The organism is Pseudomonas paralactis (assembly GCF_001439735.1).
Lineage (GTDB): Bacteria > Pseudomonadota > Gammaproteobacteria > Pseudomonadales > Pseudomonadaceae > Aquipseudomonas > Aquipseudomonas paralactis.
This window is the reverse complement of the sequence record NZ_JYLN01000009.1, coordinates 144,903-161,320: the sequence shown is the minus strand read 5'-3', so window position 1 is coordinate 161,320 and position 16,418 is coordinate 144,903. Positions and strand designations below refer to the sequence as shown.

Here is a 16,418-nt window from a genome sequence, read left to right as displayed (position 1 = left end):
ACCGCCTTCGCAGGCAAGCCAGCTCCCACATTTGACGCAGGTGCCTGCTTTATTTGAGGCCCAGGCGCTTGGCCATGCGCCCAAGGTTGGCGCGGTCCAGGCCCAGTTCGCGGGCGGCGCCGGCCCAGTTGTGCTGATGGCGTTCAAGGCAGGCGCTGATGACCTGGCGCTGATAGTGCTCGGTGGCCTGGCGCAGGTCGCCAGTGGCGATGGGCGCAGCTTCGACCGGTGCTTCAAGCACCGCTGCACTGACGTCGGGCAAGTCCAGGTCCTGGGCGCTCAGGCTGAGAATCTTCGGGCGCTCGCGACAGTTGCCCAGGGCTTTGAGCGCGCTACGTCCGATCAGGTGTTCCAATTCGCGCACATTGCCGGGCCAGTTGTAGGCCAGCAGTGCCGCTTGAGCGTCACTGGTCAGGCGCAAGCTGCCCAGGCCCATGCGCGACCGGTTCTGTTCGAGGAAGAAGCCTGCCAATAACAGCACATCCCGTCCGCGCTCACGCAGGGCCGGCACTTGCAGTGGGTACACGCTCAGGCGGTGGTAAAAATCGGCACGGTAGCGACCATTGCGAACTTCTTCGGCAAGGTCGCGGTTGGTGGCGGCAATCAGGCGCACGTCCACCTGGTGTTCCTTGTCCGAACCCAGGCGCTGCAACTGGCCGCTTTGCAGCACGCGCAGCAGCTTGGCCTGCACGCTCAATGACAGTTCACCCACTTCGTCCAGGAACAACGTGCCGCCGTTGGCCAGTTCAAACTTGCCTCGGCGCTCATTCAGCGCGCCGGTGAAAGCGCCGCGCACATGGCCGAACAGCTCGCTTTCTACCAGGGTTTCCGGCAGTGCGGCGCAATTGAGGCTGATCATCGGCTTGTCGGCACGCGATGACGCGGCATGGATCGCCTGGGCCACCAGCTCCTTGCCGACCCCGGTTTCGCCGGTGATCAGCACGGTCAGGTCGCTGCCGCCTACCAGCTTGATTTCCTCGACCAGCCGTTTATGCGCCTTGCTCTGGCCGATCATTTCCTTGTACTGCTGGCCGCTGGCCTGGCGATAGATTTCGGCGCGCTGGTGCTCGTCTTCGGCCCGCAGCGCCAGGCGCTCAATGCGTTCAGCCACATTGACCGTGGCCGCGGCCAGGCTGGCGAAGGCCTGCAGCGCGTCCAGTTCGACCCGTTCAAAGCGCTCGTTGTCGAGAGCGTCAAGGGTCAGCAGGCCCCACGGCTGGTCGTCGATAAACAGCGGGCAGCCCATGCAGTCGTGGACTTCAAGGTGGCCGTGCAAACCGGCGACCAGGCCGTCATAGGGGTCGGGCAATTGGCTGTCGCTGTCGAAGCGGGTAGGGCCGGGGCTGCTCAGCAGTATTTCAAAGCGCGGGTGTTCGCTGATCTTGAAACGTCGGCCCAATGTGTCAGGGCTCAAGCCATCCACCGCCAGCGGCACCAGCCACTCGCCATCCAGCCGCAGCAGCGCGGCGGCATCGCAGGGCAACAGGGCGCGCATGGTTTGCAGCAGGCGGCGGTAGCGCTCGCCTTCGGGCAGTTCCCGGGACAGGTCGGCGACCAGCGGCAGCAGGGCGGTGAGCAGCGGTTTTGCAGTCATAATGACTCCTTGTAGTCCTTATGACTATAAGGTGTAGGAGGTCATACTGACTACATAATGTTTAAGTAGCTGAAAATAAAGGATTTATAAGTTGGCATGATTACTGAGTATCTAAAGGCAATCAGTAAGAAGACCCAGGAGTCTCCCATGCTTAGTGCCCAAGACCGTGCAATCGTTAAATCCACTGTGCCCCTGCTGGAAAGCGGCGGTGAAGCACTGATCACCCATTTTTACCGCATGATGCTGTCCGAGTATCCCGAGGTCCGCCCGCTGTTCAATCAGGCCCACCAGGCCAGTGGCGACCAGCCCCGGGCCCTGGCCAATGGCGTGCTGATGTATGCGCGGCATATCGACCAGTTGGACCAGTTGGGCGACCTGGTGGCCAAGATCATCAATAAACATGTGGCCTTGCAGATCCTGCCGGAGCATTACCCCATTGTTGGCGCCTGCCTGCTGCGGGCTATTTCCGAAGTGCTAGGCAGCGAGATTGCCACCCCCGAGGTCATGAGTGCCTGGGGCGCGGCCTATGGCCAGTTGGCGGACATTCTGATCGGCGCCGAAGCGGCCATCTACGACGAAAAAGAACAGGCGCCCGGCGGCTGGAGAGGGGCGCGGCCATTCCTGTTGGTCAAGCGCGTGGAGGAGAGTGACGAGATCATCTCTTTCTATTTTGCCCCGGTGGACAACGGCCCGATCCTGGCTGCAGCGCCGGGCCAGTACATCGGCCTGAAACTGGTGCTCGATGGCGAAGAAGTGCGCCGCAACTATTCCCTGTCGGCCCTCACCGACACCGGGCTGTACCGCATCAGCGTCAAGCGCGAAGCGGGTGGGCGGGTCTCCAATTACCTGCACGACCAGATGCTCGTCGGCGCGACCATTGAGCTATTCCCGCCGTCGGGCGAGTTCACCCTGGCCGACAGTGATAAACCGCTGGTGCTGATCAGCGGCGGGGTAGGCATTACGCCCACACTGCCGATGCTCGAAGCCGCCCTGGCGACCCAGCGCCCGGTGCACTTCATCCATTGCGCCCGTAACGGCGGAGTGCATGCCTTCCGTGACTGGGTAGACGCCCTGGCAGCCAAGCATCCGCAGCTCAAGCGTTTCTACTGCTACGCCGAGGATGACGGTATCAGCCCGGCGGCGGACAAGGTCGGCATGCTCAACCAGGAGCAACTGGCGGCCTGGTTGCCTGAGCAGCGCGACATTGATGCCTACTTCCTGGGGCCCAAGGGTTTCATGGCGGCGGTCAAGCGTCATCTCAAGGCGCTGGGTGTGCCGGAGAAGCAGGCGCGCTATGAGTTTTTTGGCCCGGCGGCGGCGTTGGAATAGAGTTTGGGCCATTGACCGCATCGGCATCATCGCGGGCAAGCCCGGCTCCCACAGAGGATTGCATTCCAATGTGGGAGCCGGGCTTGCCCGCGATGGCGTCCGCACAATCACTACATTTACCACGATTAATCCGCTGTTAACCCCTCTCTGTTTTAACCGTTGCCTGTGTGTAAACTTGTTGCCATCAGGCACAACCATAATCAGGTAAAGGGAAACGGGGATGATTGACGACATGCGTTTGGGCAGGGAGCGGCGCTTTCTGGTGTTGCTGGGCATTATCTGCCTGGCGCTGATTGGCGGCGCGCTGTACATGCAGGTGGTGCTGGGCGAAGCGCCTTGCCCGCTGTGTATCCTGCAACGCTATGCCTTGCTGCTGATTGCGGTCTTCGCGTTCATCGGTGCCGCCATGCGCACCAAAGGCGCGGTCACGTTCTTCGAAGGGCTGGTGGTGCTAAGCGCCTTGGGTGGCGTGGCCGCCGCCGGCCACCATGTGTACACCCAGTTCTTTCCTCAGGTCAGCTGCGGCATCGATGTGTTGCAACCGATCGTCGATGATCTGCCCCTGGCCAAGGTGTTTCCCCTCGGGTTCCAGGTCGATGGTTTCTGCAGCACTCCCTACCCGCCGATCCTCGGCCTGTCCCTGGCCCAATGGGCGCTGGTGGCGTTCGTGCTGACGGTGATCCTGGTGCCCCTGTGCATCTACCGCAATCGTCATCCCAAAGCCTGACCCCTCGTTGTGACAAAACGCTCCGCCCTTCTTGTGAAGGCCGGAGCGTTTTGGTTTGTAGGGATTTGTGAAAGCGCTGTGACGAGGGGCAACTTAAGCTGCGCGCAGCGTGCGACATGTTGTCACACGGACGCTGTCGCAGGACGTTTCTGATGCCCCGAATCGGCCCTTAAATTTGCATCCTGCGCACAAGTTGTGCTGTCAATTCAGGCTTCGAGCGGTGCCGCGACGGGCGTGAGCCCGGAGTGCTTGAGGGATCAGTGAATCCCTTGGTTTATGGGCACTTGCATCCCTTCGCCATGCCCTTACAGGCTGTAAGGGAAGTGGCAATCTGCCCAATAACACGGCAATTTTTGTGGTTTTTGTTGAGAATCGAACGCGATAAGATCGCGAATCTTTGCAACTTTGGTGAAGGATTGTTGCTGGAATCGATAAAAATTATTTCTTTATAAGACATGGTTTATACATCGCTAGCTAACTACAATCGCCCGCACTGAATGTCCGGTGCTGTTCAATATTTGAGCATTGGAGCGGTCGAGGAGCAGATGGAAGGCTCAATGCGACCCCAGGTTCCGGCAGCCTTTCAACTATCCGCACCAAATGGAATTGGTCTGTAACAAGGCCTTTAGCCACGAAATCGAATAAGAACTCACTGCAGGTCCGTGAAACGTACAGTTATGACGTGTCGGGCAGGCTCTTATTCAATCGAAGAGAAATGCCAACCCTTGGCAGGGTGAAGTGTTGGCGATCAAAACCCAACTGCATTGCGCAAGCTGCTTTAGAGGTCGTGAGATGAGTAAAAACAGGTACCCCCGATTACTAGGCTTTTTGCCGCTGCTTGGCATGTTTTTAATGCTGGGAGGCTGCAAGTGGACCTTGCTCGACCCAAAAGGACAGGTCGGTCTGGATGAACGCAACCTGATCATCACCGCCACCCTGCTGATGTTGCTGGTTGTGGTTCCTGTGATCGTGATGACCTTCGCCTTCGCCTGGAAATACCGCGCGTCCAACACCAGCGCCACCTACGCGCCGAAGTGGTCGCACTCCACCAAGATCGAAATCGCGGTGTGGCTGGTCCCGATCCTCATCATCATCGCCCTGGGTTACATCACCTATAAGTCGACCCACGCGCTGGACCCGTACCGTCCGCTGGAGTCCGACGTCAAGCCTGTGAACATCCAGGTGGTCGCGCTGGATTGGAAGTGGCTGTTCATCTACCCGGACCTGGGTATCGCCACCGTCAACGAGATCCGCTTCCCGGAGCACACCCCGCTTAACTTCCGGATCACCTCCGACGCCGTGATGAACTCGTTCTTCATCCCTGCACTGGGCGGCCAGATCTACGCGATGGCAGGCATGCAGACCCGCCTGCACCTGATCGCCAACCAGAAAGCCGAAATGGAAGGCATCTCCGCCAACTACAGCGGCGCTGGCTTCACCGGCATGAAATTCAAAGCGATCTCGACAAGCCAGGAAGATTTCGACGCCTGGGTAGCTGCAGTCAAGGCCGCACCTAAACAGCTTGATCAAGCTGAATACGACGCTCTGACCAAACCGAGCCAGAACAACCCTGTCGCCTTGTACTCCGCGTATGAGCCGGACCTGTTTCAGAAAATCGTCGACAAGTACGAAGGTATGAAGCCAGGCAAGCCGGTCAAGCACGAGAAGAAAGAAGTGGCCGCGGTTGAAGGTTCTGATACAGGCGCGCATTCAACTGCTGGGGCAGAGGAGTAAACGATGTTTGGTAAATTAAGTTGGGACGCGGTCCCATTCCACGAGCCGATCGTGATGGTGACCATCGCCATGATCGCGCTGGGTGGTCTGGCACTGGTTGCAGGTATTACGTACTTCAAGAAGTGGTCCTACCTGTGGACCGAGTGGTTGACCTCGGTCGACCACAAGAAAATCGGCGTCATGTACGTCATCGTTGCCATGGTCATGCTGCTGCGTGGTTTTGCCGACGCCATCATGATGCGTACCCAGTTGGCCATGGCCACCGAGGGTTCGCCTGGCTACCTGCCACCTGAACACTATGACCAGATCTTCACCGCTCACGGTGTGATCATGATCATCTTCATGGCGATGCCATTCTTCACCGGCTTGATGAACCTTGCCTTGCCGCTGCAGATTGGTGCGCGTGACGTTGCCTACCCGTTCCTGAACTCCCTGAGCTTCTGGCTGCTGGTTTCCGGCGTGGTGCTGATCAACGTTTCCCTGGGCGTCGGCGAATTCGCCAAGACCGGTTGGGTTGCCTATCCGCCATTGTCGGGGCTGCAATACAGTCCGGGCGTGGGTGTGGACTACTACATCTGGGCGCTACAGTTATCAGGACTAGGGACGACATTGACGGGGGTCAACTTCCTGGCCACCGTCCTGAAAATGCGCGCCCCTGGCATGAAACTGATGGACATGCCGATCTTCACCTGGACCTGCACCTGGGCAAACGTGCTGATCGTGGCTTCGTTCCCGATCCTGGCCGCTACCATGGCGCTGCTGTCGCTTGACCGTTACCTGGATTTCCACATTTTCACCAATGAACTTGGTGGCAATCCAATGATGTACGTGAACCTGTTCTGGGCATGGGGTCACCCTGAGGTGTACATCCTGATCCTGCCGGCGTTCGGTATCTTCTCCGAAGTGATCTCGACCTTTACCGGCAAGCGCCTGTTCGGTCACCACTCGATGGTCTACGCATCGGGCGCAATCTCCGTACTGGGCTTCATGGTATGGCTGCACCACTTCTTCACCATGGGTTCGGGGGCAAGCGTCAACGCCTTCTTCGGCCTGGCGACGATGCTGATTTCCATCCCGACGGGGGTGAAGCTATTCAACTGGCTGTTCACCATCTACCACGGTCGTCTGCGCATGACCAGCCAGGTCCTGTGGACCCTGGGCTTTATGGTGACCTTCGCCATCGGCGGCATGACCGGCGTACTGCTGGCCATCCCGGGTGCTGACTTCGTGCTGCACAACAGCCTGTTCGTGATCGCCCACTTCCACAACGTGATCATCGGTGGTGCAGTATTCGGCTACATCGCTGGTTTCAGCTTCTACTTCCCGAAAGCGTTCGGCTTCAAGCTGCACGAAGGTTGGGGCAAGGCTGCGTTCTGGTTCTGGATCTCGGGCTTCTTCGTCGCGTTCATGCCGCTCTATGCACTGGGCTTCATGGGCATGACCCGTCGTCTGAACGCCACCACCAACCCTGAGTGGGTACCGTACCTGTACGTTGCCATGTTCGGTGCGGTGATGATCGCTGTGGGCATCGCCTGCCAGCTGATCCAGCTGTATGTCAGCGTGCGTGATCGCAAGCAGAACATGTGCGAGTCCGGCGACCCTTGGAACGGCCACACCCTGGAATGGTCGACCTCGTCGCCACCACCGTTCTACAACTTCGCCGTGATCCCTACTGCGAACACCATTGATGCGTTCACCGAAGCCAAGGAAGACGGTACTGCGTACCAGAAGCCCAAGCACTACGAGCCGATCCACATGCCAAACAACACCGCCACTGGCGTGGTGATGGGTGCGCTGTTGACCGTGTTCGGTTTCGCGATGATCTGGCACATCTGGTGGCTGGCAATCGCGAGCCTGGTGGGCACTATCGGTTACTTCATCATTCACGCTGCCCGTGATGATCAAGGCTACATGGTGCCGGTCGAAACGATCGAACGCATCGAAGCCGAGCAGCACGCTCGCCTGGTAGCCGAGAAGAAGATTCCGGCCAACCGTGTAGAAACCTCGTTGGAACAGGCTTAAACCATGTCGAACTTAGTGACCAATGCTGGACACGCCCATGTCGATGACCATGGGCACGATGACCATCACCACGACTCGGGGCCGATAACCGTCTACGGTTTCTGGCTCTACCTGATGACCGACTGCATCTTGTTTGCGTCGATCTTCGCGGTGTACGCGGTGCTGGTAAACAACGTAGCGGGTGGCCCGTCGGGCCACGACATCTTTGAACTGCCTTACGTGCTCGGCGAAACCGCCTTGCTGTTGTTCAGTTCGATCACCTACGGCTTCGCCATGTTGGCCTTCTACAAGGGCAACAAGAAGGGTGTACTGACCTGGCTGGGCCTGACCTTCCTGTTCGGCCTGGGCTTCATCGGCATGGAGATCAACGAGTTCCACCTGCTGATCTCCGAAGGCTATGGCCCGCACCGTTCCGGTTTCCTGTCGGCGTTCTTCACGCTGGTCGGCACCCACGGTCTGCACGTAACCGCAGGTTTGCTGTGGATGGCGGTGATGATCTATCAGGTCAATAAGCACGGCCTGACCAACACCAACAAGACCCGCCTGAGCTGCCTGAGCCTGTTCTGGCACTTCCTGGACGTGGTCTGGATCTGCGTATTCACCGTCGTTTACTTGATGGGGACTCTGTAATGGCTAATGCACACTCCCATGACAGCCACGATTCGAGCCACGGCAGCGTAAAGTCGTACGCCATCGGCTTCATCCTGTCGGTCATCCTGACTTTGATCCCGTTCGGCCTGGTGATGTACCCAACCTTGCCGAAGTCGATCACCTTGATGATCGTCCTGGCGTTCGCGGTGATTCAGGTTCTGGTTCACCTGGTGTACTTCCTGCACCTGGACCGCTCCAAAGAGCAGCGCGAGAACGTGATCGCGTTTGTGTTCGCAGGCCTGGTGATCGTTCTGCTGGTTGGTCTGTCGCTGTGGATCATGTTCAGCATCCACACCTACATGATGGCGAAGTGAGGTAAGACCCGATGTCGCTTAAGCACTTTATCCAAATCACCAAACCGGGGATCATTTTCGGTAACGTGCTTTCTGTGGCGGGCGGTTTCTTCCTGGCCTCCAAGGGACATGTCGATCTGGCCATCTTCCTGGCTGCGATGATCGGTACGTCCCTGGTGGTTGCTTCCGGATGCGTGTTCAACAATTGCATCGACCGTGACATCGACATCAAGATGGAGCGCACCAAGAATCGCGTGCTGGTGCAGGGGCTTATTTCCCTGAAACTGGCACTGATCTTCGCGACCATCCTGGGTGTTGCGGGCGTGGTGTTGTTGTACAAGGTGGCCAACCCGTTGGCGGCGCTGTTTGCCGTGATCGGTTTTGTCATCTACGTCGGCCTCTACAGCCTGTACCTCAAGCGCAAGTCGGTTCACGGCACGCTGGTGGGCAGCCTGTCGGGGGCGATGCCGCCGGTGATTGGTTATGTGGCTGTAACCAATAGCTTCGACATGGCCGCGCTGGTGCTGCTGGTGATGTTCAGCCTGTGGCAGATGCCGCACTCCTACGCCATCGCGATTTTCCGCTTCAATGACTACCTGGCTGCGTCGATTCCGGTATTGCCGGTCAAGCGTGGCATCCAGGTGGCCAAGAAACACATCCTGCTCTACATCCTGGCCTTCCTCGTGGCGACCTTGATGTTGACCTTCAGTGGCTACGCCGGCATGAGCTACCTTGCCGTCGCCGCCGCCATGGGCATGTACTGGTTGTACATGGCCTGGACCGGCTACAAGGCGGTGGACGACACCGTCTGGGCGCGCAAGCTGTTCGTGTTCTCGATCTTCACCATCACCGCGCTCAGCGTGATGATGTCCCTGGATTTCCAGGTACCGAAAGAGCTGTTGCTGACCTACGCACACTGAGTGGTCTTGCAGTAAAAAAGCCCCGCCTTCGAAAGTCGCGCGGGGTTTTTTATTGAGCGCTGCGTTATCGTTGACGTTTTTCGCGAGCAAGGGCTAGCCGCCCGCCTCGCTCCTACCTCCCAATTCTACAAATGCAGGAAGCAATGCAATGAGTAAAAAAGCCGTGATGGTCTTCAGTGGCGGGCAGGATTCGACCACCTGCCTGATCCAGGCACTCAAGCACTATGACGAAGTGCACTGCATCACCTTCGATTATGGCCAGCGGCATGTGGCGGAAATCGAAGTGGCTCGCAAGTTGGCCAAGCAGTTGGGCGCCACCGTACACAAAGTGATGGATGTGTCGCTGCTCAACGAGCTGGCGATCAGCAGCCTTACGCGTGACAACATTCCCGTGCCGACCGTGAACAGCTCAGGCGAAAGCCTGCCGAGCACCTTCGTGCCGGGCCGCAATATCCTGTTTCTGACCCTGGCAGCGATCTACGCCTACCAGGTCAAGGCCGAGGCCGTGATTACCGGCGTGTGCGAAACCGACTTCTCGGGCTACCCCGATTGCCGTGACGAGTTCGTCAAGGCACTGAACCAGGCCCTCAAGCTGGGCATGGAATACGACGTACGCCTCGACACCCCGTTGATGTGGCTGAACAAGGCCGAAACCTGGGCCCTGGCCGACTACCACGACCAACTGGAGTTGGTACGCGAGCAGACGTTGACCTGCTACAACGGCGTGATTGGTACCGGCTGCGGCAATTGCGATGCGTGCAACCTGCGCGCCCGTGGCTTGAATGACTACCTGCAGAACAAGACCCATGTCATGCAGAGCCTCAAGCACAAGTTGCAACTGAAGTAACCGCATCCAAGGCCCGCCAGGCTCTACCTGATGTATGAAGTCCAAATGTGGGAGGGGGCTTGCTCCCGATAGCGGTGTCGAGGCAAATACATTCTTAGCTGACCCACCACCATCGGGAGCAAGCCCCCTCCCACATAGGTTTCATGCGTTGGCAGTGGTCAGGTAGCGCTTGAACAACGACCGCGCCCCGTATGCGGGCAGGATATTGAAGAACGCAAAAGCGACTTTGATCGCGATTTGCACATAGATCATGTTCAGAATATCGCTGGTCTGCATGGCACCGTAGAAGGCGATAAAGCAGAACAGAAAGCTGTCGATGATTACCGCAAAGAAGGTGCTGAAGAAAATTCGCAGGTACAGGTACCTGGAGTTGGTCAGTTCCTTGATCTTGCACAGCAGATAAGAATTTATATTCTCCGAGACCAGGAACGACACCGAGGAGGCCACCAGCACCGACGACACTTGCAGAATCACGTCGTTATACGGCCCATCGAGTTTCCAGCCCGGCAGCCCCGGCAGGAACGTCGAGCCATACAACAGGATGATGATCATCGCGTTGCTGGCAAACGCAAACAGAATGGCTCGCCTGGCCAGGCGCAGGCCGAAGTTCTCGTTCAGCAGGTCCACAATCAAAAAGGTCAGCGGGTACAAAAAAGTGCCCGGCGTCACAATGATGCCTATCGATTCCAGGTAGATCGGTTTGGTCGCGGCGACGCTCGTAAAGATGTAAAACGTGAACAGCAACAGGTTCAGGATGATGTAAATCATCCACGAGTTTTCATTGCGGTCATTAATATCGTAGGCGGTGACTGTTCCTGCCTGTGAATAGAACTTCTTGTAGAGGTTCTTGATTTCAAGCTTATTGAAGTTGTCCATCATTTCACTGTTGAGCACCTCACTGAGCTTGATTTTGACCACCTTGCCCGTGGCGATCACCATGATCACCGCCAGGCGCTTGTCATTTTCAAAGCCCAGCAACTTGTACTTGCTGTTTTCCACGGCGCCTTCACAGGTTGTCATTGAAGCGCTCCTCAAGAATATCGCCGATGACGCACAAGCGGTCCGAGTTGCCGCAGGGCTCAAGGGTGATAAACAGCTTTTTGGTGGCGCGGTCGTACACCAGCTTTTCTTTATCGTCGCTCGATGAGCCTTTCTGCACGATCAGCAAGTCCCCTGGCTCATTGATGCCGGGAATTGCGTGCTCCAGTCGAACGCCGATCAAGTTGCAGGAAGTGCCGAAGTAGTAAGTCAGTGGGTAAAGCGTGGCCAGTTCGCCGATGCGCTTGCCCAGGTTCTGCATCAGCAGGCTTTCCTTGAGCACAGGCACTGCCGACGGGTTCTTGTTGCCCAGGGGGGAAACGTTGCTTTCGATGACTTCCTTGGCTTCAAAGTTGACGGTTTCGATTTCTTCGTACGAGACACCGAAGAAATCGGAGATCTTGCGAATGGTCGACTGCTGCACTTTGACGACCTTGCCTTCCAGGATGTTGTAGATGGTCGTCCTGGTCAGGCCGGCGGCATTGCTTAACGAAAGCTGGGTTTCGCCACGACTTTTGATCAAGTACTTGATATTGCTCTTCAAGTGCTCGGTTTTTTCTCGTCTGTGTATCAAGTGCTCACCACTTCCATTTAGTCATCAGTCCAGGCCCGGCAGAATGTCTATTCCAGGCCTGCGGCAGCGCAAGTGTTGCATGGGCTCGCGTTGACAATAAAGTACTGAGTGCAGGGATACGTCGCGCGGCTAAATCAGGCAACTGCTTTCTCGTCATACCGTTATATCCGACCGGTGCGAATCCCTCGCACTTCGACAAGGAGTAGTCACCATGGTCAGTGTCAGCCGTAGGTCCCTTCTCGCTCTCGGGGCGGCGTTACCTGTACTTGGGCCGTTGGATTGGGCGGTCGCCAGCCCGCTGCCGGCTGAGTCCGACAAGGTGCGGCTCAACTACAACGAGAGTCCTTACGGCCCATCAGACGCCGCCCGTGAGGCGATGCAGCGAGCGATTGCAGCGTCTGGTCGCTACCCCTACCCGGACATGTACGCCTTGGCTGCACTGTTTGCTCAACAGCAGGGGATTGGCGAAGAAAACGTCGCGGTGTTTGCCGGTTCGATGGCGGCCCTGCGTTTTGCGGTGTTGGCGTTTACCAGCCAAACCCGCGGCGTGGTCATGGCGACACCGTCCTATGAACTTGTGCGCCAGGCAGCCGAGTCGATCAAGGCGCCGGTGCGTGAAGTGAACCTCGACGCCCGTCATGCCCATGATGTGCCGGCCATGCTCGCGGCAGACCCACAGGCCGGGATGCTGTACCTGTGTAACCCCAACAACCCCACCGGCACACTGACCCCCACCGAGGCCATCCGTCAGGCGCTGGCGAACAAACCCAAAGGCAGCGTGCTGGTGGTGGACGAGGCGTATATCGACTTCTGCGATGCACCCAGCTGTGTAAGCTGGGTCAACGACCATGACGACCTGTTGGTACTGCGCACGTTCTCGAAAATCTACGGCATGGCCGGAGCGCGCCTGGGGCTGGCAATCGGGCATCCGGCGCTGTTGGAGCGGCTGGCGGTGTTCGGCGGTGACAACGTCCCGGCCGCTGCCAGCCTGTTGGGCGCACGTGCCAGCCTGGAGGACGCTATGTTGGTGGGCCAACGCAAGGCGCTCAATGCCAGGTTGCGTGATGAGACCGTTATCTGGCTCAAAGGCCGGGGCTTTAGCTGCACGGCTTCCCAGAGCAATTGCTTCATGATCGATGTGAAGCAGCCGGCCGAGCAGGTGATTGAGCGGCTGGCCGCACACAATGTGCTGGTGGGGCGGGTATGGCAGAACTGGCCGCAGTGGGTACGGGTGACCGTGGGCAACCCGCAGGAGATGGAACGCTTTCGCGAGGTGTTTGCCGCGCAGATCGCGCGCGTGGGCTGACACATTACTGACAGCTAGCCAAGACGGTGGCGAGGGAGCTTGCTCCCTCGCCACAGTGCGCTATCTTAATCCAGCAGTGTTGCCGCGTTACTGCTGGGCAATGCTGTAGCCGTCAAACGCCGTCTGCTGCTGCAGAGCAGTAATCACACTCTTGCGGCTCAACGGCTGTTCATTACCGGCGTTATCCACAAAGCTTTCCACTTCCAGTTCGGCCTCATCGCCCTCACCGACGAAGTTGAACCCCAGGAACTCGAAGGCTTCGCGGTCCACGCTGAGCCTGGAGCGTGGTGTGCGCAGCGGCAGGGTAACGCTGATGCCATCTTTGCTGATCACAAATACTTCAGCTTCTTTCTTGGCCCGTGCTGCCTTGCCCTTGCCGGCACTCGGGTTGCTGATAGCCTGATGCGACTGGTTCAGGACCTTGAGGGCCAGGCCATAGACCAGTTCCTGAAACTGCGGGTCGTCCTTGAAGCTGGACAGGATGCGGCTGATCGAGAACTTGCTGCTCAGGTCTTCGAGGGCGGCGTTATCGGCGGCTTCGGCGTCCTTCAGCTGCTTGAGCTGGCCCATCAGGTCGTAGGCTTTGTCATCGTCAAAGGCGTCATGGGCCTGACGGATGGCGATGCGCAACTCGCGGATCTGGTCGCTTTCCTTGGAGGTATGAAATGCGTCCAGCACCATCTCGCTGATGATCTTGGCCGCTGGCACATGCTGTGAAAGATTGATGGCGTTTTCGTATTCGGCTTTGGCGTGCAAGACGGTTACGGATTCTTCGGCGGATTCTGCGGTGTAGGAATCAGGCATTAAAATTTCACTACGTAGTAAACGGGAGACAAAAAACGTCGGGCATTTTCGGCGGCGAGGGAGATCAGGTCAAGGCAGGTTCGGGTGGGGGACGTGATTAGTCCAGTTGCGCGAGGCACGCCTGGAGAATATCCAGGCCTTCCTCCAGCACCGCAGGTTCAATGGTCAACGGTGCCAGCAAGCGCACGATGTGTCGTGACTTGCCGCTGGGCATCAGCAGCAAGCCGGCGTCTCGCGCCAGGCCGAGCAACTGCGTGAGTTGTCTGGAGGCCGGTGTGCCATCGGCATTCACCAGTTCAATGCCACGCATGGCGCCGACGCCGGTGAGGCGGCCCAGGTAGGGCGATAGTTGTTGTGAGCGCCAGGCTTCATAGCGGCTGACAATCGCCGCCTCCTGGTGTGCCCCCCACGTGTGCAGGTGTTCATCGGTCATCGCCTCAAGGATCGCCAGTGCCGCCGCGCAGGCGATGGGGTTGCCGGAGTAGGTGCCTCCCAGGCCGCCTTTGGGCAGGTTGTCCATCAGCGCCTTGCGCCCCACCACCGCACCCAGCGGCACACCACCGGCGATGCTTTTGCCGAGCAGCAACAGATCCGGTTCGATGCCCAGGCGCGAGAAGGCAAAGCGCTGCCCCGTGCGACCAAAGCCGGACTGGATCTCATCGATAATCAGCAGGATGTTGTGCGCGTCGCAAAAGCGCCGCAGGGCTTGGGCGAACTCAATATCGAGGGCGAGGAAACCGGCTTCGCCCTGCACCGGCTCAATGATGAAACAGGCCACATCGTTTACGTCGATTTCCACGCTGAACAGACGGTCCATCGCCTTCAGCGCTTCGGCGCAGGTTACGCCGTTATCGGCACTGGGGTACGGCAGGTGATACACCGGGCCAGGCAGTACGCCGACCTTTTGCTTGTAGGGCGCCACCTTGCCATTGAGGTTGAGGGTCGCCAGGGTCCGGCCGTGAAAGGCTCCGTCAAAAGCGATCACCGCTGATCGTCCGGTAGCGCCGCGGACGATCTTCAACGCATTTTCCGCCGCTTCCGCACCGCTGTTGGTGAGCATACCGCTGACCGGATAATGCACCGGGACAAACGCCGTCAGGCGTTGCATCAACTCGATGTAGGGCGTGTGCGGTGCGGCGTTGAATGCATAGTGGGTGAGCCTGGTCGCCTGCTCGCGAATCGCCGCCACCACGCCCGGATGGCAATGGCCCAGGTTGAGTACGCCGATGCCGCCGACGAAGTCGATGTAGCGTTTGCCCGCGGTGTCCCACACCTCAGTGTTTTTACCATGGCTGAGGCTGATGGGATGAACAATGGAAATCGATTGGCTGATGCTGGCGTGGCTCATGAATCGGGTACTCGACAAGGCTGGGCGTGGTTTATCTAAGCCGCGCACCGGGCCTTGCCGCAAACGAAATAAAGTCGCCGGGTCATTCCAAATCGGAAGGAGCGATGGTCTGCGTTAATCAGACACCCCATCCTTGCCCGCTGCCTTGGATCGATACAGCGCTCGATCCGCCCTTGCCACCAGCGCGGCAGGGGACTCACCCGCGCGCCGTTCCACAATCCCCAGGCTCAGGGTGACGTTGAGGTCGTTGACGATAGGCGACTGCCTGATCGCACGGCGAATCCTTTCGGCCAATTCCTTCGCCGTGTCCAGGTTGCTGGCGGGCAGCACCACCATGAACTCATCGCCGCCCCAACGAGCCAGCAGGTCAGTGGTGCGTACGCAACTTTCCAGACGCTCCGCCACGCCTATCAACATCTGATCACCGACGCCGTGACCGTACCGGTCATTGATCGGTTTGAAGTCGTCGATGTCCATTGCCACCAGCGCCAGGGGCACATGAAAGCGTTCGGCGCGGTCGCATTCTTGCAGCAGGCATTTTTCCAGGCGATAGCGGTTGGCGATGCGCGTCAGCGCGTCGCGCTCGGCCAGGAAACGGTTTTCGTCCAACTGCAACTGCAATTGTTGATTGACCCGTGATAACTCAAGGGTACGTTCCGCCACCAGCGCTTCAAGGGATTGGTTGCGCTTTTGCAAGCGTTCAATGGAGCATTTGCGCGTATGAATGTCGCGGTGCGCGCCCACCATGCGCGCCACTGAACCGTCGGGGTTACGGGCAATGATGTAGCCACGGTCCTCAATCCACAGGTACGTGCCGTCTTCTTTGCGGCAGCGGTATTCGGCACGGTAAAGGGGCGAGCGCTGACTGATGTAATCATCAAACAACGCCATCACGCGCGGGTAATCCTCGCTATGGATCACGCTCTCCCAGGTGAACACGTTGTTTGCCAGTGAATCTCGGGAGTAACCGAGCATTTCGTACCAGCCGGGGTTGCGGTAGACATAGCCAGTCTTGGCGTTCCAGTCCCAGATGCCGTCACTGACCAGTTCCATGATGGCGTGCAGCAGGTCGACATTGAGTTCGGAAACGTCATTGCGTAGTGGCTCGTTGCCGGGTGTATCGTCCATCCGCGTGCTCCCTGCGAGGGCTGGCTTCTAGGGCCAGTTATTGTTGACGCCGGTACTCCGTGGCTGGCGCTACTCTACCTCGCTGCTTGCACGGTTTGAATAG

Annotated in this window: 15 protein-coding genes; 9 read left to right on the top strand and 6 right to left on the bottom strand. The window is 58.4% G+C overall.

Annotation, left to right across the window (positions count from 1 at the left end):
- Window positions 1–49: 49 nt before the first annotated feature.
- On the bottom strand, window positions 50–1,594 hold the full coding sequence (gene norR / locus TX23_RS21670) for a nitric oxide reductase transcriptional regulator NorR (RefSeq protein ID WP_057703948.1): 1,545 nt from the start codon (window positions 1,592–1,594) through the stop codon (window positions 50–52).
- A gap of 147 nt (window positions 1,595–1,741) precedes the next feature.
- On the opposite strand from norR, the gene hmpA reads away from it, so the two are divergent.
- The 8 genes from hmpA to queC all read left to right on the top strand — a co-directional run bounded on the left by hmpA (window position 1,742) and on the right by queC (window position 10,117).
- Window positions 1,742–2,923, top strand: coding sequence for an NO-inducible flavohemoprotein (gene hmpA / locus TX23_RS21665; protein WP_057703947.1), 1,182 nt, complete (start codon window positions 1,742–1,744; stop codon window positions 2,921–2,923).
- Between the two features lie 220 nt (window positions 2,924–3,143).
- Window positions 3,144–3,650, top strand: a complete 507-nt coding sequence (locus tag TX23_RS21660; RefSeq protein WP_057703946.1) for a disulfide bond formation protein B — start codon at window positions 3,144–3,146, stop codon at window positions 3,648–3,650.
- Window positions 3,651–4,442: 792 nt separating this feature from the next.
- The gene (cyoA, locus tag TX23_RS21655; protein ID WP_005791256.1) at window positions 4,443–5,384 is read left to right on the top strand and encodes a ubiquinol oxidase subunit II; all 942 of its coding nucleotides are present in this window, start codon (window positions 4,443–4,445) and stop codon (window positions 5,382–5,384) included.
- Window positions 5,385–5,387: 3 nt separating this feature from the next.
- Entirely contained in the window at window positions 5,388–7,406 is a 2,019-nt protein-coding gene (gene cyoB / locus TX23_RS21650; RefSeq protein ID WP_003194053.1) for a cytochrome o ubiquinol oxidase subunit I, read from the top strand.
- 3 nt (window positions 7,407–7,409) lie between these two features.
- Window positions 7,410–8,036, top strand: a complete 627-nt coding sequence (locus TX23_RS21645; RefSeq protein WP_034133624.1) for a cytochrome o ubiquinol oxidase subunit III — start codon at window positions 7,410–7,412, stop codon at window positions 8,034–8,036.
- A complete protein-coding gene (cyoD, locus tag TX23_RS21640; protein WP_003194051.1) occupies window positions 8,036–8,371 on the top strand; it encodes a cytochrome o ubiquinol oxidase subunit IV in 336 nt (111 codons plus the stop codon). Before TX23_RS21645 ends, cyoD begins: the two co-directional genes overlap by 1 nt.
- An 11-nt stretch (window positions 8,372–8,382) precedes the next feature.
- Window positions 8,383–9,270: a heme o synthase gene (gene cyoE, locus TX23_RS21635; protein ID WP_005791249.1), complete on the top strand. Its 888-nt coding sequence runs from the start codon at window positions 8,383–8,385 to the stop codon at window positions 9,268–9,270.
- A 148-nt stretch (window positions 9,271–9,418) separates the two neighbouring features.
- On the top strand, window positions 9,419–10,117 hold the full coding sequence (gene queC, locus TX23_RS21630; RefSeq protein WP_057703945.1) for a 7-cyano-7-deazaguanine synthase QueC: 699 nt from the start codon (window positions 9,419–9,421) through the stop codon (window positions 10,115–10,117).
- 141 nt (window positions 10,118–10,258) lie between these two features.
- Here the strand turns inward: queC and TX23_RS21625 are convergent, their stop codons facing one another.
- Window positions 10,259–11,137 carry a queuosine precursor transporter gene (locus tag TX23_RS21625; protein ID WP_057703944.1) on the bottom strand — a complete coding sequence of 293 codons (879 nt, stop codon included), beginning with the start codon at window positions 11,135–11,137 and terminating at the stop codon, window positions 10,259–10,261.
- On the bottom strand, window positions 11,124–11,729 hold the full coding sequence (locus tag TX23_RS21620; RefSeq protein ID WP_082629676.1) for a helix-turn-helix transcriptional regulator: 606 nt from the start codon (window positions 11,727–11,729) through the stop codon (window positions 11,124–11,126). The genes TX23_RS21625 and TX23_RS21620 overlap by 14 nt, the downstream gene beginning before the upstream one ends.
- Before the next feature lie 211 nt (window positions 11,730–11,940).
- On the opposite strand from TX23_RS21620, the gene ptaA reads away from it, so the two are divergent.
- The gene (gene ptaA, locus TX23_RS21615) at window positions 11,941–13,035 is read left to right on the top strand and encodes a pyoverdine biosynthesis transaminase PtaA (protein WP_057703943.1); all 1,095 of its coding nucleotides are present in this window, start codon (window positions 11,941–11,943) and stop codon (window positions 13,033–13,035) included.
- Window positions 13,036–13,122: 87 nt separating this feature from the next.
- Here ptaA and TX23_RS21610 read toward each other — a convergent pair whose 3' ends face one another.
- From TX23_RS21610 to TX23_RS21600, 3 genes are all read right to left on the bottom strand, one after another.
- Entirely contained in the window at window positions 13,123–13,839 is a 717-nt protein-coding gene (locus TX23_RS21610; protein ID WP_057703942.1) for a hypothetical protein, read from the bottom strand.
- A 97-nt stretch (window positions 13,840–13,936) separates the two neighbouring features.
- The gene (locus tag TX23_RS21605) at window positions 13,937–15,187 is read right to left on the bottom strand and encodes a 2-aminoadipate transaminase (RefSeq protein WP_057703941.1); all 1,251 of its coding nucleotides are present in this window, start codon (window positions 15,185–15,187) and stop codon (window positions 13,937–13,939) included.
- 114 nt (window positions 15,188–15,301) lie between these two features.
- Window positions 15,302–16,315 carry a diguanylate cyclase domain-containing protein gene (locus TX23_RS21600; RefSeq protein ID WP_057703940.1) on the bottom strand — a complete coding sequence of 338 codons (1,014 nt, stop codon included), beginning with the start codon at window positions 16,313–16,315 and terminating at the stop codon, window positions 15,302–15,304.
- Window positions 16,316–16,418 lie beyond the last annotated feature (103 nt).